Origin of the sequence: Allobosea sp. 2KB_26 (assembly GCF_052115715.1) — a bacterium.
GTDB lineage: Bacteria > Pseudomonadota > Alphaproteobacteria > Rhizobiales > Beijerinckiaceae > Allobosea.
This window is the reverse complement of the sequence record NZ_JBFRHE010000004.1, coordinates 17,076-42,068: the sequence shown is the minus strand read 5'-3', so window position 1 is coordinate 42,068 and position 24,993 is coordinate 17,076. Positions and strand designations below refer to the sequence as shown.

26 protein-coding genes are annotated in these 24,993 nt (G+C 64.8%); 14 read left to right on the top strand and 12 right to left on the bottom strand.

Features of this window, described 5'->3' with window-relative positions; translation table 11 throughout:
* Positions 1–4 precede the first annotated feature (4 nt).
* The 5 genes from nusA to truB all read left to right on the top strand — a co-directional run bounded on the left by nusA (position 5) and on the right by truB (position 6,696).
* Positions 5–1,594, top strand: a complete 1,590-nt coding sequence (nusA, locus tag AB4099_RS13670; RefSeq protein ID WP_113515699.1) for a transcription termination factor NusA — start codon at positions 5–7, stop codon at positions 1,592–1,594.
* Positions 1,595–1,609: 15 nt separating this feature from the next.
* Positions 1,610–2,338 (top strand): RNA-binding protein, encoded by a 729-nt coding sequence (locus AB4099_RS13665; RefSeq protein WP_113515700.1) that lies wholly within the window; start codon positions 1,610–1,612, stop codon positions 2,336–2,338.
* Positions 2,335–5,193: a translation initiation factor IF-2 gene (gene infB, locus AB4099_RS13660; RefSeq protein ID WP_113515701.1), complete on the top strand. Its 2,859-nt coding sequence runs from the start codon at positions 2,335–2,337 to the stop codon at positions 5,191–5,193. The genes AB4099_RS13665 and infB overlap by 4 nt, the downstream gene beginning before the upstream one ends.
* Before the next feature lie 146 nt (positions 5,194–5,339).
* A complete protein-coding gene (gene rbfA / locus AB4099_RS13655; RefSeq protein ID WP_113515702.1) occupies positions 5,340–5,771 on the top strand; it encodes a 30S ribosome-binding factor RbfA in 432 nt (143 codons plus the stop codon).
* Entirely contained in the window at positions 5,758–6,696 is a 939-nt protein-coding gene (gene truB / locus AB4099_RS13650; RefSeq protein ID WP_113515703.1) for a tRNA pseudouridine(55) synthase TruB, read from the top strand. Before rbfA ends, truB begins: the two co-directional genes overlap by 14 nt.
* A 299-nt stretch (positions 6,697–6,995) precedes the next feature.
* On the opposite strand, the gene AB4099_RS13645 is transcribed toward truB, so the two are convergent.
* Positions 6,996–7,196 carry a hypothetical protein gene (locus AB4099_RS13645; RefSeq protein ID WP_113515704.1) on the bottom strand — a complete coding sequence of 67 codons (201 nt, stop codon included), beginning with the start codon at positions 7,194–7,196 and terminating at the stop codon, positions 6,996–6,998.
* 134 nt (positions 7,197–7,330) lie between these two features.
* Positions 7,331–7,942, bottom strand: a complete 612-nt coding sequence (locus AB4099_RS13640; protein ID WP_441478483.1) for an NAD(P)-dependent oxidoreductase — start codon at positions 7,940–7,942, stop codon at positions 7,331–7,333.
* A 122-nt stretch (positions 7,943–8,064) separates the two neighbouring features.
* Between AB4099_RS13640 and AB4099_RS13635 the strand changes: the two genes are divergently transcribed.
* The 4 genes from AB4099_RS13635 to AB4099_RS13620 all read left to right on the top strand — a co-directional run bounded on the left by AB4099_RS13635 (position 8,065) and on the right by AB4099_RS13620 (position 12,139).
* Positions 8,065–8,451: a winged helix-turn-helix transcriptional regulator gene (locus tag AB4099_RS13635; protein ID WP_441478482.1), complete on the top strand. Its 387-nt coding sequence runs from the start codon at positions 8,065–8,067 to the stop codon at positions 8,449–8,451.
* Positions 8,452–8,604: 153 nt separating this feature from the next.
* Positions 8,605–8,874: a 30S ribosomal protein S15 gene (gene rpsO / locus AB4099_RS13630; RefSeq protein WP_043239192.1), complete on the top strand. Its 270-nt coding sequence runs from the start codon at positions 8,605–8,607 to the stop codon at positions 8,872–8,874.
* A gap of 318 nt (positions 8,875–9,192) precedes the next feature.
* Positions 9,193–11,367: a polyribonucleotide nucleotidyltransferase gene (pnp, locus tag AB4099_RS13625; RefSeq protein ID WP_043239101.1), complete on the top strand. Its 2,175-nt coding sequence runs from the start codon at positions 9,193–9,195 to the stop codon at positions 11,365–11,367.
* A 136-nt stretch (positions 11,368–11,503) separates the two neighbouring features.
* Positions 11,504–12,139 (top strand): pyridoxamine 5'-phosphate oxidase family protein, encoded by a 636-nt coding sequence (locus tag AB4099_RS13620; protein ID WP_113515706.1) that lies wholly within the window; start codon positions 11,504–11,506, stop codon positions 12,137–12,139.
* Between the two features lie 117 nt (positions 12,140–12,256).
* On the opposite strand, the gene AB4099_RS13615 is transcribed toward AB4099_RS13620, so the two are convergent.
* The 5 genes from AB4099_RS13615 to AB4099_RS13595 form a co-directional block, all read right to left on the bottom strand.
* Positions 12,257–13,255, bottom strand: a complete 999-nt coding sequence (locus tag AB4099_RS13615; RefSeq protein ID WP_113515707.1) for an adenosine kinase — start codon at positions 13,253–13,255, stop codon at positions 12,257–12,259.
* A gap of 67 nt (positions 13,256–13,322) precedes the next feature.
* Positions 13,323–13,697 (bottom strand): helix-turn-helix domain-containing protein, encoded by a 375-nt coding sequence (locus AB4099_RS13610; protein ID WP_113515708.1) that lies wholly within the window; start codon positions 13,695–13,697, stop codon positions 13,323–13,325.
* On the bottom strand, positions 13,694–14,251 hold the full coding sequence (locus AB4099_RS13605) for a Smr/MutS family protein (RefSeq protein ID WP_441478481.1): 558 nt from the start codon (positions 14,249–14,251) through the stop codon (positions 13,694–13,696). The genes AB4099_RS13610 and AB4099_RS13605 overlap by 4 nt, the downstream gene beginning before the upstream one ends.
* Positions 14,252–14,254: 3 nt before the next feature.
* Positions 14,255–15,430, bottom strand: coding sequence for a murein transglycosylase A (gene mltA, locus AB4099_RS13600; protein ID WP_441478480.1), 1,176 nt, complete (start codon positions 15,428–15,430; stop codon positions 14,255–14,257).
* On the bottom strand, positions 15,427–16,158 hold the full coding sequence (locus AB4099_RS13595) for a Tim44/TimA family putative adaptor protein (protein ID WP_113515710.1): 732 nt from the start codon (positions 16,156–16,158) through the stop codon (positions 15,427–15,429). Before AB4099_RS13595 ends, mltA begins: the two co-directional genes overlap by 4 nt.
* A 245-nt stretch (positions 16,159–16,403) precedes the next feature.
* Here AB4099_RS13595 and secB point away from each other — a divergent pair, with 245 nt between their 5' ends.
* Both secB and AB4099_RS13585 read left to right on the top strand, forming a co-directional pair.
* A complete protein-coding gene (gene secB / locus AB4099_RS13590) occupies positions 16,404–16,901 on the top strand; it encodes a protein-export chaperone SecB (protein ID WP_069878580.1) in 498 nt (165 codons plus the stop codon).
* 183 nt (positions 16,902–17,084) lie between these two features.
* Positions 17,085–17,825: a TerC family protein gene (locus AB4099_RS13585; protein WP_441478479.1), complete on the top strand. Its 741-nt coding sequence runs from the start codon at positions 17,085–17,087 to the stop codon at positions 17,823–17,825.
* A gap of 28 nt (positions 17,826–17,853) precedes the next feature.
* On the opposite strand, the gene dnaQ is transcribed toward AB4099_RS13585, so the two are convergent.
* Genes dnaQ through AB4099_RS13560 form a run of 5 tightly spaced genes read right to left on the bottom strand, consistent with a single transcriptional unit; the run spans position 17,854 to position 21,501 of the window.
* Positions 17,854–18,561, bottom strand: a complete 708-nt coding sequence (dnaQ, locus tag AB4099_RS13580; protein WP_441478478.1) for a DNA polymerase III subunit epsilon — start codon at positions 18,559–18,561, stop codon at positions 17,854–17,856.
* Positions 18,554–19,180 (bottom strand): dephospho-CoA kinase, encoded by a 627-nt coding sequence (gene coaE, locus AB4099_RS13575; RefSeq protein ID WP_441478477.1) that lies wholly within the window; start codon positions 19,178–19,180, stop codon positions 18,554–18,556. Before coaE ends, dnaQ begins: the two co-directional genes overlap by 8 nt.
* A gap of 15 nt (positions 19,181–19,195) precedes the next feature.
* Positions 19,196–20,029, bottom strand: a complete 834-nt coding sequence (locus AB4099_RS13570; protein ID WP_441478476.1) for a shikimate dehydrogenase — start codon at positions 20,027–20,029, stop codon at positions 19,196–19,198.
* A gap of 18 nt (positions 20,030–20,047) precedes the next feature.
* On the bottom strand, positions 20,048–20,674 hold the full coding sequence (locus AB4099_RS13565) for a Maf family protein (protein ID WP_441478475.1): 627 nt from the start codon (positions 20,672–20,674) through the stop codon (positions 20,048–20,050).
* A complete protein-coding gene (locus AB4099_RS13560; RefSeq protein WP_113515716.1) occupies positions 20,671–21,501 on the bottom strand; it encodes a pyruvate, water dikinase regulatory protein in 831 nt (276 codons plus the stop codon). The genes AB4099_RS13565 and AB4099_RS13560 overlap by 4 nt, the downstream gene beginning before the upstream one ends.
* A gap of 459 nt (positions 21,502–21,960) precedes the next feature.
* Between AB4099_RS13560 and hemE the strand changes: the two genes are divergently transcribed.
* From hemE to rho, 3 genes are all read left to right on the top strand, one after another.
* Complete coding sequence (gene hemE, locus AB4099_RS13555; protein WP_441478474.1) at positions 21,961–22,992, top strand: uroporphyrinogen decarboxylase; 1,032 nt, start codon at positions 21,961–21,963, stop codon at positions 22,990–22,992.
* A 13-nt stretch (positions 22,993–23,005) separates the two neighbouring features.
* Positions 23,006–23,431 (top strand): protoporphyrinogen oxidase HemJ, encoded by a 426-nt coding sequence (hemJ, locus tag AB4099_RS13550; RefSeq protein ID WP_113515718.1) that lies wholly within the window; start codon positions 23,006–23,008, stop codon positions 23,429–23,431.
* A 224-nt stretch (positions 23,432–23,655) separates the two neighbouring features.
* A complete protein-coding gene (gene rho / locus AB4099_RS13545) occupies positions 23,656–24,921 on the top strand; it encodes a transcription termination factor Rho (protein ID WP_069878589.1) in 1,266 nt (421 codons plus the stop codon).
* The last annotated feature ends 72 nt before the right edge of the window (positions 24,922–24,993 follow it).

Sequence of the window (24,993 nt, the reverse complement as noted above, 5' to 3'; positions counted from 1 at the left end):
CGTCATGGCTGTTAGCGCCAACAGGCTCGAACTGCTGCAGATCGCGGATGCCGTCGCCCGCGAGAAATCGATCGATCGGCAGATCGTCGTCGACGCGATGCAGGACGCCATCGCCAAGGCCGCTCGCTCGCGTTACGGCGCCGAGACCGACGTTCATGCCGAGATCAACACCAAGTCGGGCGAACTTCGCCTGGCGCGCCACCTGCAGGTCGTCGAGCAGGTCGAGAATACCTCGACCGAGATCACGCTCGCCGAAGCCAAGCGCCACAATCCGGCAGCCCAGGTCGGCGACGTCATCTCCGATCCGCTGCCGCCCTTCGATTTCGGCCGCATCGCCGCTCAATCGGCCAAGCAGGTCATCGTGCAGAAGGTGCGCGAGGCCGAGCGCGATCGCCAGTATGACGAGTACAAGGATCGCATCGGCGAGATCGTCAACGGCGCAGTGAAGCGCGTCGAGTACGGCAATGTCTTCGTCGATCTCGGCCGGGGTGAAGCCATCATCCGTCGCGACGAGATGATCCCGCGCGAGACCTTCAAGGTCGGCGACCGCGCCCGTGCCTATGTCTACGACGTGCGCCGCGAGCCGCGTGGCCCGCAGATCTTCCTGTCGCGCACGCATCCGCAGTTCATGGCCAAGCTGTTCGGCCAGGAAGTGCCTGAGATCTATGACGGCATCGTCGAGGTGAAGGCTGTCGCCCGCGACCCGGGCTCGCGCGCCAAGATCGCCGTGATCAGCCGCGATTCTTCGATCGATCCCGTCGGCGCCTGCGTCGGCATGAGGGGCTCGCGCGTGCAGGCCGTCGTCGGCGAGCTGCAGGGCGAAAAGATCGACATCATCCCGTGGTCGCCGGATGTTGCGACCTTCGTCGTCAATGCGCTGCAGCCGGCTGAAGTCGCGAAGGTCGTGCTCGACGAAGAGGCCGACAAGATCGAGGTCGTGGTTCCCGACGAGCAGCTCTCGCTCGCCATCGGCCGCCGCGGTCAGAACGTCCGCCTCGCCTCGCAGCTGACCGGCTGGGATATCGACATCCTGACCGAGGCCGAGGAATCGGAGCGCCGCCAGAAGGAATTCCTGCAGCGCACCGAGACCTTCATGAACGCGCTGAATGTCGACGAGACCGTCGGCCAGCTTCTGGCCTCGGAAGGCTTCCGCTCGGTCGAGGAAGTCGCCTATGTCGACCTCGCCGAACTCGCCTCGATCGAAGGATTCGACGAGGAAACGGCGGGCGAGATTCAGGCGCGTGCCCAGGAATACCTTGCGACGGTCGAAGCCGAGCTTGACGACAAGCGTCGTGCTCTGGGTGTCGAGGACGCATTGCGCGAAGTCGAAGGCATCACCACATCCATGATGGTCGCGCTCGGCGAGAACGATGTGAAGTCCGTCGAGGATTTGGCGGGCTGCGCGACCGACGATCTCGTTGGCTGGACCGAACGCAAGGATGGCGAGAGCACACGCCATTCCGGCTATCTCGATGGGTTCGACCTGTCGCGCCAGGATGCCGAAGCCATCATCATGGCGGCACGCATCAAGGCGGGCTGGGTCGAGGCTCCCACTGAGGAACCCGAGGCCGACAGCGAAGCGGCCGAGGCCTGAGCCAGGGCACGCGTGATGAAAAGGCCGGAAGCGGCGCGGCCCGCGCACAAGGACGGCCCTGAGCGCAGCTGCGTCGTGACCCGCATGGTCAAGGCGCCGGAGGATTTGATCCGGTTCGTGGTCAGCCCCGACGGGGTTCTCACGCCGGATTTGCGCCGCAAGCTTCCGGGCCGCGGCGTCTGGACGAGCCTCAGCGCGGCCACGGTCGCCGAGGCGATCAAGCGCAAGGCCTTCGAGCGCTCGCTCAAGACCAAGGTCACGATACCGCCTGATCTTGCGGTTATGATCGATGGCTTGATGCATCGCGACGCGGTCCAGGCGCTGGCCATGGCCAACAAGGCGGGACTGGTTTCGTCCGGTTTTGCCAAAGTCGAGGCTTCTATTGGATCGGGGCGGCTCGCCGCGGTCATCGAAGCCAGCGATGGTGCCGAGGATGGCCGACGCAAGATTGGACAGGCTCTCAGGCGGGTCGCGGCAGCGCGAGCCGAGGATGGGCTGAAGGTCCGAAACACACCTGTCGTCGCAGAATTCGCGGCGGCTGATTTGGAATTGGCGTTGGGGCGGTCACATGTGATACATGCGGCCCTTGCTCCGGGACCGGCGGCCGAGGGTTTCCTCTCCCGCTGGCGTCGGCTCGTCCGTTACCGGACGGGCGATGCCGGTGCGTTGGGCCCGGAAAGCCCGACGGATTTCGACGAGACAGACGAACACACGACCGAACCGGCAGGACCGAAAGCGGAATGAGCGATACCAAAAACCCGGGCGACAAGACTTTGACGGTCAGCCCTCCGAAGACCCTGACGCTGAAGCGGCCGATCGAGCAGAGCACGGTTCGGCAAAGCTTCTCGCATGGGCGCTCGAAGCAGGTCGTCGTCGAGGTCAAGCGCCGCGTCGGTGGGCCCGAAGTCAAGGAAGCGCCGGTGGCTCGCGCACCGCAGCCGGCCGTGCAGCCTGCTGCCCCGCGTCCGGTCGTACCACAGCCGGCCCCCGCGGCTCCGAAGCCGGGCGGCATGCTGCTGCGCACCCTTTCGGACGACGAGAAGGATGCGCGTCAGCGCGCCCTGTCCGACTCGCGAGCCCGTGAGCTCGACGAGCGCCGTCAGGCCGAAGAGGAAGCACGCCAGCGCGCGCTTGTTGCGGAACGCGAGCGGGCCGAGCGCGAGGCGGCACTTGCCCGCCAGCGCGAGGAAGAAGAGCGCCGTCGTCAGGAAGACGAGCAGAAGCGTCGCGCCGAAGTCGCCGCTCGTCAGCGCGATGATGCTCAGGCCGCCCGTCCGGCAGCTCCCCAGCAGCCGCGTGAGCAGGTCTCGGCCCCGGCCCCATCGGCTCCGCCGCAGCAGCAGGCGCAGCCGTCCCAGCCTTCAACCTACGCTCCCGCCGCACGGCCCGCATCCGGCCCACGCGAGTTCGGTGGCGCCCGTCCGCAGATGCGCGATGTAGGAGCCCGTCCGCCGCGGCTCGACTCGCGTCCTGCCCGGGTCGACGCGCCGCGTCCGCCCCGTGCCGGTGATCCGAGCGCTCCCGCAGAGCCGGCTGTCGTCCGCCCGGCCCGCCAGGCCCCTTCGGCCGGCGCCCCGCGCAGCCGCCCCGATGATGGTGAGGCCAGGCCCGCGTTCCGTCGCCCCGGCGGCGCTCCCGGCGCTGCCAATCGCGGCGCGCCGACCCCTGCCCCGAAGACGCCCAAGGCCGGCGAGAAGCCGCGTGGCCGCCTGACGCTCTCGACCGCTACCGGCGGTGATGACGAGCGGACACGGTCGGTTGCAGCCTTCCGCCGCCGCGTCCAGCGCATGACCGGGCACCGTGCCTCGGACGTCGCCAAGGAACGCGTGATGCGTGAGGTGATCATCCCCGAGACGATCACCATCCAGGAACTCGCCAACCGCATGACCGAGCGTGGCGTCGACGTCATCCGCCTGCTGATGAAGCAGGGTGCGATGCACAAGATCACCGACGTGATCGACGCCGACACCGCTCAGCTGGTGGCCGAGGAAATGGGCCACACCGTCAAGCGCGTCGCCGAATCCGACGTCGAAGAGGGCCTGTTCGATACGCCCGACACCGATGAGATGCTGACGCAGCGTCCGCCGGTCGTGACCATCATGGGCCATGTCGACCACGGCAAGACCTCGCTCCTCGATGCGATCCGCCAGACTCATGTCGTGACCGGCGAAGCCGGTGGCATCACCCAGCATATCGGCGCCTATCAGGTGACGACGCCGACCGGCTCGAAGGTGACCTTCATCGATACCCCGGGCCACGCCGCCTTCACGGCGATGCGTGCGCGCGGCGCCAAGGTGACGGATATCGTCGTTCTCGTGGTGGCGGCCGACGACGGCGTGATGCCGCAGACGGTCGAGGCCATCAACCACGCCAAGGCGGCCAAGGTTCCGCTGATCGTGGCGATCAACAAGATCGACAAGCCCGACGCCAACCCGGACCGCGTGCGCTCCGAGCTGCTGCAATACGAGATCCAGGTCGAGACGCTGGGCGGCGAGACGCTGGAAATCGAGGTTTCGGCCAAGACCGGCCAGAACCTCGACAAGCTTCTCGAGGCTATCTCCCTGCAGGCTGAACTGCTCGATCTCAAGGCCAATCCCGATCGCGCTGCCGAAGGCACCGTGATCGAGGCGAAGCTCGATCGTGGCCGCGGCCCAGTCGCGACCGTGCTCGTCCAGCGCGGTACGCTGCGCACCGGCGACATCGTCGTGGCGGGCTCGGAATGGGGCCGCGTGCGTGCCCTGATCGGCGACACCGGTGCCCAGATCAAGGAGGCGCCCCCGTCGCTGCCGGTCGAGGTTCTCGGCTTCAACGGCACGCCTGAGGCCGGCGACCGCGTCGCGGTGGTCGAATCCGAAGCGCGTGCCCGCGAGGTCACCGATTACCGTGAGCGCCAGAAGCGCGACCGCATCGCGGCTCGTGGGGGTGGATCGGCAGCCGGACGCTCGCTCGCCGAGATGATGCGCGATCTCAAGGAAGGCGCCGGCCGCAAGGAGTTCCCGCTCGTCGTCAAGGGCGACGTGCAGGGTTCGGTCGAGGCCATCGTCGGCACGCTCGAGAAGGTCGGCAACGACGAGGTGCGCGCACGCGTCCTGCAGTCCGGTGTCGGCGGCATCACCGAATCCGATATCACGCTCGCCCAGGCTTCCGGCGCGGCCGTGATCGGCTTCAACGTGCGTGCCCACAAGGAAGCGCGCGAGGCGGCCGAACGGGCCGGCGTCGAAATCCGCTACTACAACATCATCTACAACCTCGTGGATGACGTGAAGGCGGCGATGTCGGGCCTGCTGGCTCCGACCCTGCGCGAGACGATGCTCGGCAACGCCCAGATCCTCGAGATCTTCAACGTCTCGAAGGTCGGCAAGATCGCCGGCTGCCGCGTCACCGACGGCACGATCGAACGCGGCGCGAATGTCCGCCTGATCCGCGACAATGTCGTGGTCCACGAGGGCAAGCTCTCGCAGCTCAAGCGCTTTAAGGACGACGCCAAGGAAGTGGTTGCCGGCCAGGAATGCGGCATGTCCTTCGAGAATTATCAGGACATGCGCGCAGGCGACGTGATCGAGTGCTATCGCGTCGAGGAGATCAAGCGGACGCTGTGATCCGTCGTGGCCGGGTTTGTCCCGACCACCTGACGATGACGAGCGCACGCTCCTTCGCAGAACCTTGACGTCATGGCCGGGCCGAGCCCGGCCATGACGTTTCTACGATCCACGCTCATCCGGTCCGAGTCCGGAGATCGAGAACCATGGCAAAACCAGCAAAACCTAGCGGCCCCTCGCAGCGACAATTGCGCGTCGGCGAACTCATCCGTCACGCACTGGCCGAGATGCTCGCCCGCGGCGACATTCACGACGACGTGCTGGCGAAGCATGTCATCACCGTGCCGGAGGTGCGCCTCTCGCCCGATCTCAAGCTCGCGACGGCCTACATCATGCCGCTCGGCGGCAACGACATCGCGCCGGTCCTGAAGGCGCTCGATGGTCACAAGCGCTATATCCGGGGCGAGATCGCCCATCGGGTGAACCTGAAATACGCGCCCGATATCCGTTTCCGTCAGGATGAGAGCTTCTCGGAGGCCGAGCGCATCGATGCGCTGCTCGATTCCGACACGGTGCGCCGCGACACGCTGCGCCAGCCCCTGAAGATCAACCAAGACGACCATCATGACGACGAATGACGAGACACTGGCGCCTCCGCACGCACAGCAGCCGCGCCCGAAGAAGCGCGACGTGCATGGCTGGGTGGTGCTCGACAAGCCCGTCGGCATGACCTCGACTCACGCGGTCAGCGTGGTCAAACGTGCCTTCAGCGCCAAGAAGGCCGGCCATGCCGGTACGCTCGACCCGCTCGCTTCAGGCCTGCTGCCAATCGCGCTGGGCGAGGCGACCAAGACCGTCCCCTTCGTCATGGATGGCCGGAAGGCCTATCAGTTCACCGTCGCCTGGGGCTCGCAGACCGAGACCGACGATACCGAAGGCCGCGTGATTGCGACCTCGGAGCTGCGCCCGCAGGAAGACGCCATCGCGGCCCTGCTGCCGCTCTTCACGGGCACGATCCTGCAAACGCCCCCCAAATACTCCGCGATCAAGATCGCCGGCGAGCGCGCCTATGACCTCGCCCGGGATGGTGAAGAAGTGGTGCTGCAGCCGCGGCCGGTGGAGATCGATGCGCTGTCGATCGTCAGCCATGACGGCGCGACGACGACCTTCGAGGCCGAATGCGGCAAGGGCACCTATGTACGCGCCATTGCCCGCGATCTCGGCGTTGCGCTGGGCTGCCTTGGGCATGTCGCGCATCTCAGGCGCACCCGCGTCGGTCCCTTCACGGTGACCGAGGCGACAACCGTCGAGACGCTGCGCAGCAGCCAGGAAGAAGCTGAGGGCGCACTCCGGCCGGTCGCAGCGGCGCTTGAGCTCATTCCGGAGATCGTGGTCCATCGCGACGCGGCCCTGCGGCTGAAGCGTGGCCAGAGCGCGCTGCTGCGCGGCCGCGATGCGCCGATCGAGGCCGAGGCCGTCTATGCCACCAGCGGCGGCGTGCTGATCGCCACTGGCTCGATCAGCAACGGCGAGCTGGTGCCGCACCGGGTCTTCAATCTCTAATCCATGGGGTCGGATCTTGTATCCGATCCCACGATTCAACCCTCTGCGTTTGCATCGGCTTTTTTCGAAAGCCGGAATCCACTTTTCGGGCCGATGTTTCAGGCCGGAACGAAACTGACCTGCGTGGCGCGCAAGCGCGGCGCGCCGAATAGGAGGCTGTACTCCCGGCTGAACTGCGACGGGCTTTCATAACTCACCCTGAAGCCCGCCGAGGCGGCATCGAGTGCCGCTCCCAGGATCAGTCGCCGCGCCTCCTGAAGCCAGAGTTGCTTCTGGTACTACAGCGGGGCTCATCGCGGTCACCGCCTTGAAATGCTGGTGCAGGACGGAAGGGTCATGCACGCCTCCGCCTCAACCCTCTCGAGGCTGAACGACTTGTCATAGTTGAGCTTGATCCAGCCCATCGCCCGGTTGACCTGCTGCAGCTTGCCTTCGCCATGGGCGATCTGGCGCAGCCGCGCACCGGCTTCACCGCTGAGCAGGCGGGCACCGCCCCTCATGCCTATGGCTATGGCGTTCACTACGAATCGACCGGTCGCGTCTCTATTTCGAAGACGATACCGGCCTCGTTGCGCCGGGCGAACTGCGCCGCGGCGGCCGCCGCTACGAGAAAGCCTGAATTGCTCGCGATGGTTCAGTAACCGACGGTGAAGCGCTGGCGCGAATGGGCCGGCTTCTCAAGTTCGTCGACCAGTGCGGCCGCGTAGTCCTCAGCCGAAATTGCGCTCTTGCCCTGCGCATCGACCAGAAGCTGATCCTTGCCGAGGCGGAATGTGCCGGTGCGCATGCCGGGCTGGATCAGGGCCGAGGGTGACAGGAACGTCCAGTCCAGTTTGCTCTCACTCTTGAGCAGGTCGAGGAAGGTGCCGCCCTTCTTCGCCTCGGCCAGATAGATCGCCGGGAACTCCGGCGTGTCGAACAGCTGTTTGCCTGGCGCGACTTCGAGACTGCCTGCACCGCCGACAACGAGATAGCGCTTCACGCCGGACTGCTTGACGGCAGCCAGCAGAACCGCCGGGTCGCTTGCGGTGAAATGCACGGCGCTGATCACCGCGTCATGGCCAGCGAGCACGCTGGCCAGCCCGTCGCGATCGAAGACATCGCCCTTCAGCGCGGTCACTCCAGCCGCCGCTGCGACCTTTTCAGGGTTGCGGGTGATCGCCGAAACCGCGTGTCCGCGGGCAGACAGCTCGGCCAGAAGGCGCGAGCCGATGAAGCCGGTGGCGCCAATGAGAGCGATTTTCATGAGATCTGCCTTCAGCTAGTATCTTTCAGGAACCAACATCCTGTGTGATACTAGATGGAGGCAGCGTGGAGCCTCGTAAAGAAGGCACTTTCACGCGACATGGTCACCTCGGGGAAACCACGATGCTGCAACGCCCGGACGCCTTCAACGCCCAATGCCCGACACGTCAGGTCCTCGACCGCATCGGCGACAAATGGGCGGTGCTGATCCTGATCCTGCTCGGAGAGGGGACCTTGCGCTTCAACGAGCTGCGCCGACGCATCGACAACATCTCGCAGAAGATGCTCTCGCAGACATTGCGGAGCCTGGAGCGCGATGGGTTGATCAGCCGCGAGGCCTTCGCCACCGTGCCCGTGACTGTCGAGTATTCGCTGACCGAGCTCGGCCGCACGCTTGCCGCGACCGTGCGCGGATTGACGTGCTGGGCCGAGACCCATATCGGCGAGGTCGAGGAAGCGCAGAGGCGCTACGACCGGGGTCTGCCCCGGCCTGCCTCGTCGCCGCGCTAGCGTTTTACCCAGATTCGTGTATATCCCGCGCCAACCGGCCTTGCGGCTGGCTGCGCATCTCCTCCGCGATGAGGTGGATTGCGGGTTCCGGACCTTGCTGGACGACATCCCGGCCTGGCCCGCCAGATCAACATCCAACTGAAGGATCACACGATGTCGATTACGCCGGAGCGCAAGACTGCGCTCGTGAAGGAACATGCCACCAAGCCGAATGACACCGGTTCGCCGGAGGTCCAGGTCGCGATCCTGACGGAGCGCATCAATAACCTGACCGGTCACTTCAAGTCGCATGTCAAGGACAACCACTCGCGTCGCGGCCTGCTGAAGCTGGTTTCGCAGCGCCGTTCGTTGCTCGACTATCTCAAGGGCAAGAGCGAAGCGCGCTACAGGACGCTGATCGAGAAGCTCGGCATCCGCCGCTGATCGATCGCAAGAGCTTCCCGCCCGGCACCGATCGGTTCCGGGCGGTTTTTCCAGAGCATGATGCCGAAGGGTGGGAATCACTTTTCGGGCGACATAATGCTCCTACTCCAGGGTCTGGCCGCAATGGTGCGGCGCCCTGACTTCAACGCGGCGGCCGCATGGGTGGCTTAGCCGCAGGCCTCCGCCGGACGCCCCGACGTCCATGGCAGGATCGCCGAGCGCTCGGGCGCAATGCTCACCGTCACCCGAGCTTTCCGCCGTCTTGCCCATGGGCTTGAGACGTCCGGACGTGTGCCACATCCGATCCGAAAGAGAACCATGTTCGACATCCAAACCGAAGAGCTGATCTGGGGCGGGCGCAAGCTCGTGCTCGAAACCGGCAAGGTCGCCCGCCAAGCCGACGGCGCCGTGCTCGCCACCTATGGCGAGACCGTCGTGCTCGCCACCGTCGTCTCGGCCAAGGAGCCGAAGCCAGGCTTCGACTTCTTCCCGCTGACCGTGAACTACCAGGAAAAGACCTTCGCCGCCGGCCGCATCCCGGGCGGCTATTTCAAGCGCGAAGGCCGCCCGAGCGAGAAGGAGACCCTGGTCTCCCGCCTGATCGACCGGCCGATCCGCCCGCTTTTCGCTGACGGCTACAAGAACGACACCCAGGTGGTCTGCACCGTGCTCCAGCATGACCTGGAGAACGATCCCGACATCGTCGCGATGGTCGCAGCTTCGGCCGCGCTGACCCTGTCCGGCGTGCCCTTCATGGGCCCGGTCGGCGCCGCCCGCGTCGGTTATTTCGACGGCGCCTACAAGCTCAACCCGCTGGTCGACGAGATCAAGGAATCGAGCCTCGACCTCGTCGTCGCCGGTACCCAGGACGCCGTCCTGATGGTCGAGTCGGAAGCCAAGGAACTCTCCGAAGAGATCATGCTCGGCGCCGTGATGTTCGGCCACAAGCATTTCCAGCCGGTGATCGACGCCATCATCCGTCTCGCTGAAAAGGCCGCCAAGGAGCCGCGCGACTTCCAGCCGGCCGACCAGTCGGCGATCCTTGATGCCGTGCTCAAGGTCGGCGAAGCCGAGCTCCGCGCCGCCTACAAGATCACCGCCAAGGCAGAGCGCTATAAGGCTGTCGACGCCGTCAAGGCGAAGGTCGTCGAGGCGCTGGTCTCGGCTGAGCCAGATGGCGTGAAGACCTTCACCAAGGAGCAGGTCGCCGGCCAGTTCAAGGAAGCCCAGGCCAAGATCGTGCGCTGGAACATCCTCGACGACGGCATCCGCATCGACGGTCGCGACGTCAAGACGGTCCGCAAGATCGTGGCGGAAGCGGGCATCCTGCCGCGCACCCACGGCTCGTCGCTGTTCACCCGCGGCGAAACCCAGGCGCTGGTCGTGACCACGCTCGGCACCGGCGACGACGAGCAGTTCATCGACTCGCTGGAAGGCACCTACAAGGAAACCTTCCTGCTGCACTACAATTTCCCTCCCTACTCCGTCGGCGAGACCGGCCGGATGGGTTCGCCCGGCCGCCGCGAGATCGGCCATGGCAAGCTCGCCTGGCGCGCGATCCGTCCGATGCTGCCGGCCAAGGGCGAGTTCCCCTACACGATCCGCGTCGTCTCGGAGATCACCGAGTCGAACGGCTCCTCCTCGATGGCCACCGTCTGCGGCACCTCGCTGGCGCTGATGGATGCCGGCGTGCCGCTGAAGGCTCCGGTTGCGGGCATCGCCATGGGCCTGATCCTGGAAGGCGAGCGCTTCGCGGTGCTCTCCGACATCCTCGGCGACGAGGATCATCTCGGCGACATGGACTTCAAGGTGGCCGGTACCGCTGCGGGTATCACCTCGCTGCAGATGGACATCAAGATCGCCGGCATCACCGAGGAGATCATGCAGGTCGCGCTTGGCCAGGCCAAGGGCGGTCGTGACCACATCCTCGGCGAGATGTCCAAGGCGCTCTCCACCTCGCGCGCCCAGCTCGGCGAATATGCCCCGCGCATCGAGACGATGAAGATCCCGGTCGACAAGATCCGTGAAGTCATCGGTTCGGGCGGCAAGGTCATCCGCGAGATCGTCGAGAAGACCGGCGCCAAGGTGAACATCGAGGACGACGGCACCATCAAGATCGCCTCGGCCGACGGCAAGTCGATTGAAGCCGCGATCAAGTGGATCAAGTCGATCGTCTCGGAAGCCGAGCCCGGCATGATCTATGACGGCACCGTGGTGAAGATCATGGAGTTCGGCGCCTTCGTGAACTTCTTCGGCGCCAAGGACGGCCTTGTTCACATTTCCGAGCTGGCCGCCCAGCGCGTCCAGAAGGTCTCGGACGTCGTCAAGGAAGGCGACAAGGTCAAGGTGAAGTTCCTCGGCCAGGACGAGCGCGGCAAGATCCGCCTCTCGATGAAGGTCGTCGACCAGGAGACGGGCGAGGATCTGACCGAGAAGCTCAAGGCTGCCCGCGACGCCGAGAAGGCCCGCGAGAAGCAGTCCGCCAGCGAGTAAGCTCCGGCTTCATCGACTGACTAAAGGACGCCCTGCATCTCACGATGCGGGGCGTTTTCTGTTTTGCGGTGCGAAGATGGCTGGCGCTCTCGCTCGCCTGGCAATAGTCTAGACTTATTGGTTCTTGGAGATCGGCATGACCGACCACAGCATCACGTCGCTCGAGACGCTCGCCGCCCGATATCCCAACCCAGTCGCGCCGGCCTCGATCGCCAAGGAGATCGACCATGTCGACGAGAACTATGCTGCGCTGATCGCCGCCTCGCCCTTCATGGTGCTCGCAACCAACGGTCCGGAGGGCCTGGATTGTTCGCCGCGCGGGGATTTGCCGGGCTTTGTCACGGTCCGGGACGCGAAAACGCTCCTGATTCCGGACAGAAAGGGCAATAACCGCCTGGATTCGTTAAGAAATATCCTGTTCGACCCGAGAATCGGAATGCTCTTTCTGATCCCCGGTTACGGCGAAACCCTTCGGGTGAACGGCACAGCGACCCTGTCGACCGACCCCGAGCTCTGCGCGCGCTTCGAGATGGCCGGAAAGCTGCCGGCCTGCGTGATCGTGGTCGATGTGGAACGGGTCTACTTCCAATGCTCACGCGCCGTGGTCCGGGCCGACCTTTGGAACCCGGCCAAGCATGCCGAGAGGCGTGAGCTGCCAAGCGCCGGACAGATCCTGCGTGACATCACGGCGCGGAATGAGGCGATCGAGACCTTTGACGGCGCTGCCTATGACAAGGCGCTGCCGGAGCGCGTGAAGGCGACGCTCTACTGAATCGTCCTGCGCGGCGTTCCTGCCGAGCAGCCGCGTCTTGTGACGCGGCTCATGAAAAAGGGTGTCAAGCTCGGGGCCGGCCCGACCATGACACCCCGAGCCTGAAACCCGATCAGTTCACAGCAGGCCGTTGTCGCCCGCCAGCACCTTCAGGTTCACATCCGGCCTTGCGCCGACATGGCTGATGATCTCGGCAGCGGCGAGCGCGCCGAGCCGCAGCGAGTCCCGCACCTCGCGACCCGAGGTCAGGCCGAAGAGGAAGCCCGCGGCGAAGAGGTCGCCAGCGCCGGTCGAATCGACGATGCGCTCCACCGGGAAGACCGGTTCGGCCACGATGCCGTCCGGCGTCACCGCCAGAGCGCCCTTCTCCGAGCGCGTCACCGCCGCAACGATATTCTCCGCGCGCAGCGCAGCGAGCGCGCTGTCGAAGTCGCCGGTCTGGTAGAGGCTCTTCAGCTCGTGCTCATTCGCGAAGACGATATCGACCAGCCGGTTGCGGATCAGCCCGAGGAATTCGTCGCGATAACGATCGACGCAGAAGGAATCCGAGAGGGTGATCGCGACACGGCCGCCAGCTGCATGGGCAAACTCCGAGGCCTTGCGGAAGGCTTCCTTGGCCGCCGGCGGATCCCAGAGATAGCCCTCGAGATAGATGATGTCGGCGTTCTGGACCGTATCCTTGTCGACATCCGCGACAGTCAGGCCCTGACAGGCACCAAGATAGGTGTTCATCGTGCGCTCGCCATCAGGCGTGACGAAGATGAAGGACCGCGCCGTCGCCGGACCGTCGGCGGCGAAAGCGGTATCGAAGCTGACGCCCTGCGAGGTCAGGTCATGACGGTAGAGCTTGCCGAGCTCGTCCTGCTTCACCTTGCCGATGAAGGCGCCCTTGCCGCCAAAGGAGGCAAGGCCCGCGATGGTGTTGGCGGCGGAACCACCCGAGATGACCTTGGCCGGGCCCATTGCCGCGTAGAGCGTCTCGGCACGGGGCTCGTCGATCAGCATCATCGCGCCCTTGGTCAGCTCATGCGCGACCAGAAAATCCTCTTCCGCGCGAGCGATGACATCGACGATGGCGTTGCCGAGCGCCAGGACATCATAACGGGCATTTTTCATGAAGGAGTTCCGTGGGTTGGCGAGGATAGGACGAATGATGGGCGTTTCGCATCAGGACCCGATGCGGTCAAGCGCGGCCGCGCCGGCGGCTGGCTTGGTCAAGCACGGCGCGCAGCGCGGCAAGTTCGTCGGGACCGAGTTCGGCGATCTCAAGGGCAAGCCGGTTGGCGACCAGCGTCGCCTCCGGTGCGAGTCCCGCAGTATCGACCGTGATGCGGGGGTGGGAGAGCTCGGCGAGACGAACGAGTTCGTCAGCCTCGTCCCAGATCACGCCGAGCAGATGGATCACGCCCTGGATCAGCGCAAAGGTCGGCTGGCCGCGCTTGCCATGCTCAAGGGCCGAGAGATAGGCCGGAGTGACCCCCAGCGCCGCCGCCATTCCGGCCAGCGTCACGCCGCGCGCTGCGCGCAGCTCCCGAACGCGCTGGCCAAAGGGTGTCACGCGCCGCTCTCACGGTGCCGGCGCAGACGGATATAAAGCGCGCCGGCGCCGCCATGGCGCTGCTCTGCCTCCTCGAAGCCGACGACGAAAGGGCGCAGATCCGGTAGCCGCAACCAGTGCGGCACGCTGCGGCGCAGGACGCCACGCTCTTCGCCGAAGATCGCGTCGCCCGCGGCGCCCTTGCCCGTGACGACCAGAGCCAGCCTGGTGCCGCGCGCCTGCTCGCGGCGCAAAAAGGCACATAAAGCTGCATGAGCAGCATCCTGCCGCAGGCCATGCAGGTCAATCACCGCCTCGACGGATTGGGTTCCACGACGCAACTGGGTGCGCAGGCGGCGCTCGAGCGGCGCCAGTGGCGGCGGGGTGGTCCTGGCCGGTTTGACGGCGACGATCAGGACAGGGGCGGCAGCCTCAGTAGGAGGTGGCACTGGGGCCGCTGTGGGCTCCTCAGGGGGCGGCGCGGCACGCCCCGGCAGTGGCGTCACCGAACGCGCAACCTGCCGCCACAGGGCAATGTCGGCCTCCGACAAGGTCTTCTCGCGACGGCGGCGCATCGCTCAGCGCGCCTCCGCCCGCGGCCAGAGCACCGTGAAGTCAAAGGAATGGCGGACCAGCCCGGCGCGATGACCTGCCGCCTGGCCCGAACCAACAAACAGGTCGACCCGCGACGGTCCGACAATGGCCGATCCCGTATCCTGCGCAATCATCAGGCGTGACAGCCGCTCCATGTCGCCGATGCCCGTGGGAATTGTCGCATCGATCCAGGCCGGCAATCCGTAGGGCCAGATAGCGCGGTCGACGGCGATGCTACGCAGCGGCGTCAGAGCCAGACCCGCGCCGCCAATCGGCCCCGACGCGGCCGGCAAGTCGTCCTTGCGGGCAAAGAAGACGAAGGAACGGTTCAGCCGGATCAGATCGCGGGCAAAACCCGCATCGGCCTTCAACCGGGCGACCAGCTTGTCCATGGTCATCTCGGCCGGCGGGATGTTCTCGCGCTCGCTGAGCACCCGGCCGAGCGAGGTATAGGCGTGGCCGTTGCGACCGGAATAGACCAGCCGCACGACCCTGCCGTCCTGCAACCGAACCCGGCCGGAGCCTTGCACCTGCAAGACGAAGCGGTCGACCGGATCGCGCAGCCACGCGATTTCCAGGCCCTGCCCATCGAGCGCGCCGCTCTCGATCGCCGCCCGATCGGGATAAGGTTCGAGGCCCCTGGAGGTACGGCGGGCGGCCGACAAGTCAGGTTCCAGCCCAGGCCAGGCGTCGCCTGCAAGTCGCGTCACCAGATCCGCAGGGCGGGCATAAAGCGGCGTCGGGAACTGGGCGGAGCGGGTGAGCGAGCCCTCGAACTCCGGCTCGAAATAGCCGGTCATGAAGCCGCGCTCGGCGCCGCTCGGCCGAATGCGCCAGAAACTGAAACGCTCCTCGAAGAAGCGCCGCGCCGCCGTCCGGTCGATCGGCCCGCGCGCCGTCAGCCTGCCGGCTTCGGCGCAGATACCGGCGAGGGCGGCGGGGATCGGCGCGCCTTGCCGAAGCGGCGGATCGGCGGCGCAGCCAGCTGCGAAAATCGCAAGCGCAATGCGGTGATCGTCATCGCGCCATCCTGGAATGGCGCCGGGAGAGACGGAATCTGCACGGGCGCCAGGCGGCAAGCTCGGACCGGCGGGCGCCTGTGTCATTGCAGCGGACAACATGGCGGCCACCAGCGCAATGCGCCCGAGGCCACGCGTCACGCGCCGGCTTCGGTCGCGACCAAAAGCCAATTCGGGTCGCGGCTGCCGAGCTGGCGCGAGAAGGTCCAGATATCGTTGACCTCCGAGACCGCCTCGGCGCTGCCATCCACCACGACGCCCTGCGCATCACGGACAACACTGATCAGCTGCGAGACGAAAGCGATCGTCACCTGAGCCGTCTTGCCCTTGACGTCGACGGCCGTGATTTCGGCCTTGTCGATCGAAACGAAGGAGGATTCCGCTTTCTCGCCGCGCTTCTCACGATCGGTGATCGCCTGCTCGAAGCCATCATAGACCTCCTTGGCGAGGAGGCCCTTCAGGACCTTGCGGTCACCGCGGGCGAAAGCGGTGACGATGGTCTCATAAGCGGATTTCGCACCCTGCAGGAAACCCTTCGGGTCGAAATCCTGCTCCTGGCGAACGATGGCCTCGATGCCGGCAATGATCGGCGAATCCGCAGGCGCAATATCCTTCCAGCGCTCGGCCGCCGGAACGACCGTCGCGGCGGGATCATTGGCTGCGCCCGGCAGGCGAATGACGTTGTCGCGCTTGGCTTCGGGAGCGCCGGGCTGATCAGGACGCATCGGCGGTGTCTCACGCCGGGCGAAGGGATCCTTTGGCGGCTGCTCGCTGCCGGTCTTCTGGCCAAGCACGGAGCGAAGCTTCCAGGCGACGAAAACGGCCAGAGCCAGGAAGACCAAAGTCGTCATGTCGAAGGAATTTTGCATCGAACGCTGATCCGGAACCCCAGTGACCGCCTCGCATCAACGGCGGCGGTCGGCCGGCCGCCGCATGCGATATGGTGATCAAGGCTCGTAACATCCACCCCCGAGCTTGTGAAGGCGGCTTCTTGTGCCTGAGGAAGCTCCATGATAGCCGACGCAGGCATTGCACCGGGGAGCGGTGCGCAGTCCCGGGCGCCGGCAAGGCGTGGGATTTCCCGATTAAAGCCTGCCAGACGATGATGGGACCGATGGCCAACGACATCCCCAACGGCAACGGCGCGAGCGAGGCAAACGCTCAGCCGAGCATGAATGCGCTGATCCAGTACACCAAGGACTTCTCCTTCGAGAATCCGAAGGCGCCCCGCGCGCTCGGCCAGCAGAACGAGCAGGGCCCGCAGATGTCCCTGCAGGTCAATGTCTCGACCACCGCGCTGTCGGAGACCGATTACGAGACCGTGCTCCAGCTCGAGGGCAAGGCCGTCCTGAACAACGAGACGCTGTTTGCGTTCGATCTCAGCTATGCCGGTGTGTTCCGGCTGCTGAACATCCCGCAGGAGCACATTCATCCCGTTCTCGTGATCGATTGTGCGCGGCTGCTGTTCCCGTTCGCGCGCCAGATCATCGCGGATGCGGTCCAGACCGGCGGCTTCCCGCCCTTCTATGTTCCGCAGATCGATTTCGCGATGCTGTATCAGCAGCGCATGCAGGAGCTTCAGGCCCAGCAGCCGCAGGCACCCAACGCCTGAGCCAGCCTGCTGCCTCTGCAAGCCAACGATATCGAAAGGGCCCTCACGGGCCCTTTCTTGCATTTCAATCAATAATCGCGCGCATTTCGCAACGCCTTGCGCATCGGCAAGGCAGCCTCCATCTCCCACGTTCATTGAAGCGGGCGCCAATCCGGCGCCCGCCTTTTGCTATGTGGAGACCCGATGGACCATCTGATGACGCTTGCTGCCGACCCCGCCGTCTGGGCGGCTCTCGGGGCACTGATCGCCATGGAGGTTGTCCTCGGCATCGACAATCTGATCTTCATCTCGATCCTGACCAACAAACTGCCCGAGGAGCAACGCTCGCTCGGCCGCAAGATCGGCATCGGGCTCGCCCTGTTCATGCGTCTCGCGCTGCTCGGCACCGTCGCCTTCATCGTGCAATTGACGGAGCCGATCGTTTCGCTCTTCGGCAAGGCCTTCTCCTGGCGCGATTTCATCCTGATCGCCGGCGGCCTCTTCCTGGTCTGGAAGGCGACGACGGAAATCCATCACAAGGTCGACGTCAATCACGGACCCGATGTCTTCGACGGCGGCCGGGCTGCAACCGTGACCTTCGGCGCCGCGATCTTCCAGATCCTGCTGCTTGATCTCGTCTTCTCGATCGACAGCATCATCACAGCCGTCGGCATGACCGAGCATGTCCCGGTGATGATGATTGCGGTGATCGTCGCCGTGCTGGTGATGCTGCTCGCCGCCGACCCGCTGGCGAAGTTCATCGAGAAGAACCCGACGATCGTGATGCTGGCGCTCGGCTTCCTGCTGATGATCGGCGCCACGCTGATCGGCGAGGGTTTCGGCGCCCATATCCCGAAGGGCTATATCTACGCCGCCATGGCCTTCTCGGCGCTGATCGAGGGCCTCAACATGATGTCGCGTCGCGCCGATCGCCGCCGCGACTGACCGACGAAGCTGAGCCGCGTGAGGCGGCTCAGCTCTCCTTGGCCAGACCGAGATAGCCGCTCCAGAGCGGTGTCTTCAGGGTCAGGATGAAGCTCTCATGAGCGGCCATTGCCGCCTCGTCGAGGCAAGACGCGAGCGGGCGCTGGCGCTGCGGCCGCTCTGAAAGATCGGCGAGACCATTGCCGGGACCGGCAGCAGTGACCACGCCAAGTCCGAGATCGGCCTGTTTGCCGCCGATCAGTTCGATATAGACCTCGGCGAGAATCTCGGAATCGAGCAGCGCGCCGTGCTGGGTACGCCTGGTATTGTCGATGCCGTAGCGCTGGCAAAGCGCATCGAGACTGTTCGAGGCTCCGGGATGCTTGCGCCGCGCCATCGCCAGCGTATCGACGACCAGCGAAGGCTCGATCGGGCCCCGGCCGACGCGCCTCATCTCCATGTTCAGGAAGCCGACGTCGAAGGACGCGTTGTGGATGACGAGCCGTGCGCCATCGATGAAGGCTGCAAACTCCTCGGCAATGGCCGCGAAGACGGGCTTGTCCGCCAGGAAGGCATCGGACAGTCCGTGGACCTTGAAGGCGCCTTCCGCCATCGCCCGCTCGGGGTTGATGTATTGATGGAAGGTCCGGCCAGATGGGCAGTGATTGACCAGTTCGACGCAACCGATTTCAACGACGCGATCGCCGCCATTGGCTTCGACGCCGGTCGTCTCGGTATCGAGGACGATCTCACGCATGCCTGGACGCCTTTTCTTGCCGGCTCCGGCCAGGACGGCCGGCCAATGCCTGGAGGATAGAGCGGACCTGCCTGCGTGCCACCAGCAAGCCATGTGAGGTGTCCACAAGGAAGTGGGCGTGCCGGCGCTTCTCGGCATCCGGCATCTGGCGCGCCAGGATCGCGTCCAGCTTCTCCGCCGTCATTTCCGGACGCGCCAGGACGCGGGCGCGCTGCACTGCGGCTGATGCCGTGATTACGACGACGGCGTCACAGCGGTTTCCGGCTCCAACCTCTAGAAGGAGCGGAACATCGAGGACGGCGATATCGCTCCCCGCTGCAATGCAGTTCTTGATGAAAGCGATCTCCTCCTCCCGCACCAGAGGATGGATGATCGCTTCCAGCGCGCGCAGGGCTTCGGGCTTGCCCATAACCATGGCGGAGAGTCGGGCACGATCGACGGCCCCGTTCACCACGGCCTGCGGAAAGGCCGCCGCGATCGGTGCGACCGCCCTGCCCCGGTAGAGCGCATGGACGGTGGCATCGGCATCATGGACAGGCACGCCGTGGGCCCGGAACATCTCCGAGGTGGTCGACTTTCCCATGCCGATCGAGCCGGTCAGTCCCAGGATGAAGGTCATGCGGCACCCAGCGAATCAGGCGCCCAGGATATCGGCTTCGAGCCGGGCCCGCAGTGCAGGCGTGACCTTCGGGGTCACACCGAACCAGCGCGCGAAACCGGGAACGGCCTGATGCAGCAGCATGCCGAGGCCATCGACCGGAACACCGCCGCGACGTTCCGCCTCTTCGAGCAGGGGCGTCCGCAACGGCACGTAGACGATGTCGTCAACGATCGTTCCGGGGCGCAGCCTGGTGAGATCGAGATCGAGCGGCGGCTTGCCGTTCATGCCAAGCGCCGTCGTGTTGACGATCAGATCGGCCGCTTCGACCAAGTCATGACGCCTTGACCAGTCTTGCGCCTCGACCGGAGCTCCGAGCGCCCGGGCGAGTTCCGTGGCTCGTTCCGCGCTGCGGTTGACGAGGACGATCCGCCCGAGGCCGCGTGCCTTCAGTCCAAAGCCGATGGCGCGGGCTGCGCCGCCCGAGCCAAGAATGAGAGCTGTCCGGACCCGCTGGCTCCAGCCGGGTACGCTGCCGTCGAGATGGGCGAGGAAGCCGGCTGCATCGGTGTTGTCGCCGAATAGGCGACCATCGTCACGCCAGATCGTATTCACCGCACCCATCGCGCGGGCGACGGGGCTGAGGTCATCGACCAGCACCAGCGACGCCTCCTTGTGCGGAACCGTGACGTTGCCGCCCGCGAATTCTCCGCTCCTGACCCGGGCAATGAATGACGGGAGCGCAGCCGGTGCGACATCGATGCGTTCATAGGATCCATCGAGCCCATGCTCGGCGATCCAGCTGCCGTGAATGAGCGGCGAGCGTGAATGGGCGATCGGGTGACCGATGACGAAGCAGCGACGGGTCATGGAATTCAGATGTCCGGATCAATCGATGAGAGCACCCTGCTCGCGCAGGGCTTCGAGTACGGCAAGGAGCGGAAGGCCGAGAATGGTGAAATGGTCGCCCTCTATCGTAGCGAAGAGCTGGGAGCCGAGGCCCTCGAGCTGATAGCCGCCAACGCTGGTCAGGATCGCCGGGCCAGCGAGTTCGACATAGGTCGCGATGAAATCCAGCTCCAGTCGCCGCATCGTCAGCCGTGCAGTCTGCCCGCCTTCAGCCAGGATCTCGCCGTCGCGTGCCAGCACAAAGGCGGAATGGAGCTCGTGCGCACGCCCGGCCAGAGTGGCGATCTGCGCAGCGGCGTCAGCGAGATTCTCTGGTTTGTGAAAGATCTGCCCCTCGCAGGTCAACGTCTGGTCGGCCCCGAGCACGAAGCGGCCAGGCTTCATAACCGAGACATGCAACGCCTTGGCGCAGGCAAGCGCCGCTGCGATCGCCTCGCCCTCGACACCCTGTGCGAGCAGCGGCCCCTCGGCAGCTCGCTCGTCGATATCCGGCTTCAGGGTGTCGACAGGGATCCCGGCCGCACGCAGCATGCCTGCCCGGGTCGCACTGCCGGAAGCAAGCAGCAGAGGCTCCGCCGCACGCCAGAGAGAGTGGCTCTTCGTCATGTCGCGATGAACTTCATGCGATGGTCGCGCAACAGGTCGAGGATGGCTGCCGCAGTCTCCTCGATCGAGCGCCGGGTGACATCGATCACCGGCCAGCCCCGGCGGGCACAAAGCTTGCGCGACTGTGCGATCTCATCGGCAACGGCTGTCGGGTCGACATAGGGTGTCTCATCATCCGCCTTCATCGAGAGCAGCCGGTTCTGCCGAATCTGCACAATGCGCTCAGCACTGGCGACCAATCCGACGATCAGCGGCTTTCGGAGCCGCTCGAGCTCGGCCGGCAAAGGCACATGGGGGACAAGCGGCACATTGGCGGTCTTGATACCGCGATTGGCGAGATAGATGCTGGTCGGTGTCTTCGAGGTGCGGCTGATGCCGACGAGAATGATGTCCGCGCTTTCCAGGTCGCCACCGAGCTGACCGTCATCATGCATCAGCGTGTAGTTCATCGCGTCGATGCGGCGAAAATATTCAGCGTTGAGGACATGCTGCGCGCCCGGCCGCGGCGACCCCGCCTGACCGAGATAGGACTGGAACAAGGACAACACCGGGTTCAGCACCGACAGGCAGGGGCAGCCGAGCTCCTGGCAGAATTTCTCGAGCCGCTCCGCCCACTCCGCTTCGACGAGAGTGTAGAGCACGACCCCTGGCGAGGATTCGATCTCCGCCAGGACGCGCGCAAGCTGCGCCTCTGAGCGCACCAGCGGATAGACATGCTCGATGGCCGAGACCGATTCATATTGGGCGGCGGCGGCCCGGCTGACCGCAATCAGGGTCTCGCCGGTGGCATCTGACACCAGATGCAAATGAAAATAGTTGCGCGCCACGTGGGCTCCCGGGGCTTAACGAAGTTGCAACCTCTAGCGCGCCATATCGGCAATGCAAATCGTCGTCCTGGACCGGGACCCCCCAGCGCTAGCCGCGATGAGGGGTCACGCTGGTCATGGGGACTGCTGTGGACAACCGAACATCCGGCCGGCGCCCCGGAGCGCGACTGTATAAGTCCCTCTTTCCATCAACAGGCTGGCCCCTGGGGACACGTGGGGCGATGTTTCACGTGAATCATTTTAACGATCGGCGGCCCCGACGCCGATTCTGATTTCTTACTAATCAGTTAAGGCGCCCTACCCCCCGGTTGATTCCAGCCTGCGACATCGGCTCGCCCTGTGGACCGGTTGTGGACAAAGTTGGGCCGGGCTATTTGCCCCTGACCAAGAGTCAAAACAAAAGAATCTCTCTCTAAGATTCTTTTAAGATTCAGACCTGAAGGGCTGACCGGAGTGGGCATGGCGAACGACGATCCGGCTTTCCTGCGGAGCCTTTCGGGCGAGGTGATGGCAACGCCGCCGATCTGGCTGATGCGCCAGGCTGGACGCTATCTGCCGGAGTACCGCGAGGTCCGTGCCAAGGCAGGTGGCTTTCTCGAGCTTTGCTACAATCCGGCCTTTGCCACCGAAGTGACCCTTCAGCCGATCCGTCGTTTCGATTTCGACGCAGCGATCCTGTTCTGCGACATCCTTGTCGTGCCCCATGCGCTCGGCCAGAAGCTCTGGTTCGTCCAAGGAGAAGGCCCACGGTTGGAGCCAGTGGGCGACGCAAAGAGGCTTGGCGAGATCCATGAGGAGATCGACCAGGACGTGCTGGCGCCGGTCTACGAAACGGTTGCCAAGGTCAAGGCTGCCCTGCCCGACAAGACTGGCTTCATCGGTTTCTGCGGGGCGCCTTGGACAGTCGCGACCTACATGGTGGCGGGGCGGGGCACGCCGGATCAGGGTCCGGCCAAAGAACTTTTCACCCGTGACCCGGAGCTGTTCGCTCGGCTGATCGATCGGATCGTGATCGCGTCCATCGCTCATCTCAACGCTCAGATCGATGGCGGCGTTGATGCGGTGCAGATTTTCGACAGCTGGGCGGGCTCGCTTGGCGAGGCTGATTTCGCGCGCTGGTGCATTGCTCCGACCAAGCGGATCGTCGACGGGGTCCGGGCGCGTCATCCCAAGGCAAAGATCATCGGCTTTCCCCGGGGCGCCGGCCGCCTGATCCCCAGTTATGTCAGGGCGACCGGGGTTGATGCTGTCGGGCTCGAGACGGATATCGATCGCGAATTTGCGCGGACGCAGATCCAATCGCTTGCGCCGATCCAGGGTCATCTTGACCCGCAACTTCTCCGGGCTGGTGGTGCCGATCTGGAGCGGGAGGTCGAGGCGATCCGTACGTCCTTCGGCGCTGGTCCGTTCGTTTTCAATCTTGGGCACGGCATCCTGCCGGATACGCCGATCGCTCATGTCGAGCGTTTGGTTGCGGCTGTCAGGTCATGATGAGGTTGCAGTGATGCTGATCGAATGGATCAAGGCATTTCACGTGATGGCGGTCATCTCCTGGATGGCCGGCATGCTCTATTTGCCTCGGCTGATGGTTTATCATGCGGAGGCGCAGACCGGCTCCGTGCAGTCCGAGACCTTCAAGATCATGGAGCGCCGGCTGCTCAAGGGCATCATCAATCCGGCGATGATCGCGACCTGGGTCCTGGGCCTGTACCTTGCCTGGGCGATCTACGGCTTCAAGGGTGGCTGGTTGCACGGCAAGATTCTGCTCGTGGTCATCCTCTCCGGCATCCATGGCATCCTGGTCGGACGGGTCAGGGCCTTTGCCGAAGATCGCAACGACAAGTCAGCGCGCTATTACCGGATCATCAACGAGGTGCCGGCCCTGCTGATGGTCGGAATCGTGATCCTGGTCATCGTCAAGCCGTTCTGAGCGATGCCGACGTTTCCGGCTTGAGAGTCCACCGGAAACCAGCTATCAAGCGCGACGCGACTTTTTGCGTCCTCCCTGTTGTCGATGGTTTGTGAGCTGGCTGCCGGTGCAGACGCTCATGATGCGCATCCCCTGCGCACTGGCCCTTCCAGGCCCTGTCGAGCCCTCCACTGAGTCCCTGACCTCCGCCATTCGTGTGGGGGCGTTTACGATCCGGGTGCCCCATGCGGGAAATCAAGCTTCACGAACTCAAGGTCAAATCGCCGACCGAGCTTCTTGCCTTCGCCGAAGGCATGGAGGTCGAGAACGCCAGCACGATGCGCAAGCAGGAGCTGATGTTCGCGATCCTCAAGCAGTTGGCCGCCAAGGAAACCGAGATTCTCGGCGAGGGCGTGGTCGAGGTCCTGCAGGATGGATTCGGCTTCCTGCGCTCCTCCGACTCGAACTATTTGCCGGGTCCGGACGACATCTACGTTTCGCCTTCGCAGATCCGCAAGTTCGGCCTGCGCACGGGTGATACGGTTGAAGGGCCGATCCGAGGGCCCAAGGATGGCGAGCGCTATTTTGCGCTGCTCAAGGTCAACACGATCAATTTCGAGGACCCTGAGAAGATCCGGCACAAGATCCATTTCGACAACCTGACGCCGCTTTATCCGGACGAGCGTCTGCGGCTGGAAGTCCAGGATCCGACGAAGAAGGACTTCTCGCCTCGCGTCATCGACATCGTGGCTCCGATCGGCAAGGGCCAGCGCGCCTTGATCGTGGCGCCGCCGCGTACCGGTAAGACGGTGCTGCTGCAGAACATCGCGCAGTCGATCACCAACAATCATCCCGAGTGCTATCTGATCGTGCTGCTGATCGACGAGCGGCCCGAGGAAGTCACCGACATGCAGCGTTCGGTGAAGGGTGAGGTCGTGTCCTCGACCTTCGACGAGCCGGCCACGCGCCACGTTCAGGTCGCGGAGATGGTCATCGAGAAGGCCAAGCGCCTGGTAGAGCATGGCCGCGATGTCGTGATCCTGCTCGACTCGATCACGCGCCTCGGCCGTGCCTACAACACCGTCGTCCCCTCTTCCGGCAAGGTCTTGACGGGTGGTGTCGATGCCAACGCCCTGCAGCGGCCGAAGCGTTTCTTCGGCGCGGCGCGCAATATCGAGGAAGGCGGTTCGCTGACCATCGTCGCGACCGCGCTGATCGATACCGGCAGCCGCATGGACGAAGTCATCTTCGAAGAGTTCAAGGGCACCGGTAACTCGGAAATCGTGCTTGACCGCAAGGTGGCCGACAAGCGCATCTTCCCGGCGATCGACATCCTCAAGTCGGGCACCCGCAAGGAAGAGCTGATCACCCCGAAGGATGTGCTGCAGAAGACCTATGTGCTGCGCCGCATCCTGAATCCGATGGGACCGCAGGACGCGATCGAGTTCCTGATCGACAAGCTGCGGCAGACCAAGCAGAACTCCGAATTCTTCGACTCGATGAACACCTGATCGGATCGGGAATCGCCGCGCCGCATGAGGCGCGCAGCGTCGGAGTCCAACACATTCAGCGAGGCGGGTCGG

Coding starts and splice junctions, on each gene's coding strand:
- nusA (WP_113515699.1), top strand. CDS start 5: ATGGCTGTTAGCGCCAACAGGCTCGAACTGCTGCAGATCGCGGATGCC.
- AB4099_RS13665 (WP_113515700.1), top strand. CDS start 1,610: ATGAAAAGGCCGGAAGCGGCGCGGCCCGCGCACAAGGACGGCCCTGAG.
- infB (WP_113515701.1), top strand. CDS start 2,335: ATGAGCGATACCAAAAACCCGGGCGACAAGACTTTGACGGTCAGCCCT.
- rbfA (WP_113515702.1), top strand. CDS start 5,340: ATGGCAAAACCAGCAAAACCTAGCGGCCCCTCGCAGCGACAATTGCGC.
- truB (WP_113515703.1), top strand. CDS start 5,758: ATGACGACGAATGACGAGACACTGGCGCCTCCGCACGCACAGCAGCCG.
- AB4099_RS13645 (WP_113515704.1), bottom strand. CDS start 7,196: ATGAGGGGCGGTGCCCGCCTGCTCAGCGGTGAAGCCGGTGCGCGGCTG.
- AB4099_RS13640 (WP_441478483.1), bottom strand. CDS start 7,942: ATGAAAATCGCTCTCATTGGCGCCACCGGCTTCATCGGCTCGCGCCTT.
- AB4099_RS13635 (WP_441478482.1), top strand. CDS start 8,065: ATGCTGCAACGCCCGGACGCCTTCAACGCCCAATGCCCGACACGTCAG.
- rpsO (WP_043239192.1), top strand. CDS start 8,605: ATGTCGATTACGCCGGAGCGCAAGACTGCGCTCGTGAAGGAACATGCC.
- pnp (WP_043239101.1), top strand. CDS start 9,193: ATGTTCGACATCCAAACCGAAGAGCTGATCTGGGGCGGGCGCAAGCTC.
- AB4099_RS13620 (WP_113515706.1), top strand. CDS start 11,504: ATGACCGACCACAGCATCACGTCGCTCGAGACGCTCGCCGCCCGATAT.
- AB4099_RS13615 (WP_113515707.1), bottom strand. CDS start 13,255: ATGAAAAATGCCCGTTATGATGTCCTGGCGCTCGGCAACGCCATCGTC.
- AB4099_RS13605 (WP_441478481.1), bottom strand. CDS start 14,251: ATGCGCCGCCGTCGCGAGAAGACCTTGTCGGAGGCCGACATTGCCCTG.
- AB4099_RS13595 (WP_113515710.1), bottom strand. CDS start 16,158: ATGCAAAATTCCTTCGACATGACGACTTTGGTCTTCCTGGCTCTGGCC.
- secB (WP_069878580.1), top strand. CDS start 16,404: ATGGCCAACGACATCCCCAACGGCAACGGCGCGAGCGAGGCAAACGCT.
- AB4099_RS13585 (WP_441478479.1), top strand. CDS start 17,085: ATGGACCATCTGATGACGCTTGCTGCCGACCCCGCCGTCTGGGCGGCT.
- dnaQ (WP_441478478.1), bottom strand. CDS start 18,561: ATGCGTGAGATCGTCCTCGATACCGAGACGACCGGCGTCGAAGCCAAT.
- coaE (WP_441478477.1), bottom strand. CDS start 19,180: ATGACCTTCATCCTGGGACTGACCGGCTCGATCGGCATGGGAAAGTCG.
- AB4099_RS13570 (WP_441478476.1), bottom strand. CDS start 20,029: ATGACCCGTCGCTGCTTCGTCATCGGTCACCCGATCGCCCATTCACGC.
- AB4099_RS13565 (WP_441478475.1), bottom strand. CDS start 20,674: ATGACGAAGAGCCACTCTCTCTGGCGTGCGGCGGAGCCTCTGCTGCTT.
- hemE (WP_441478474.1), top strand. CDS start 21,961: ATGGCGAACGACGATCCGGCTTTCCTGCGGAGCCTTTCGGGCGAGGTG.
- hemJ (WP_113515718.1), top strand. CDS start 23,006: ATGCTGATCGAATGGATCAAGGCATTTCACGTGATGGCGGTCATCTCC.
- rho (WP_069878589.1), top strand. CDS start 23,656: ATGCGGGAAATCAAGCTTCACGAACTCAAGGTCAAATCGCCGACCGAG.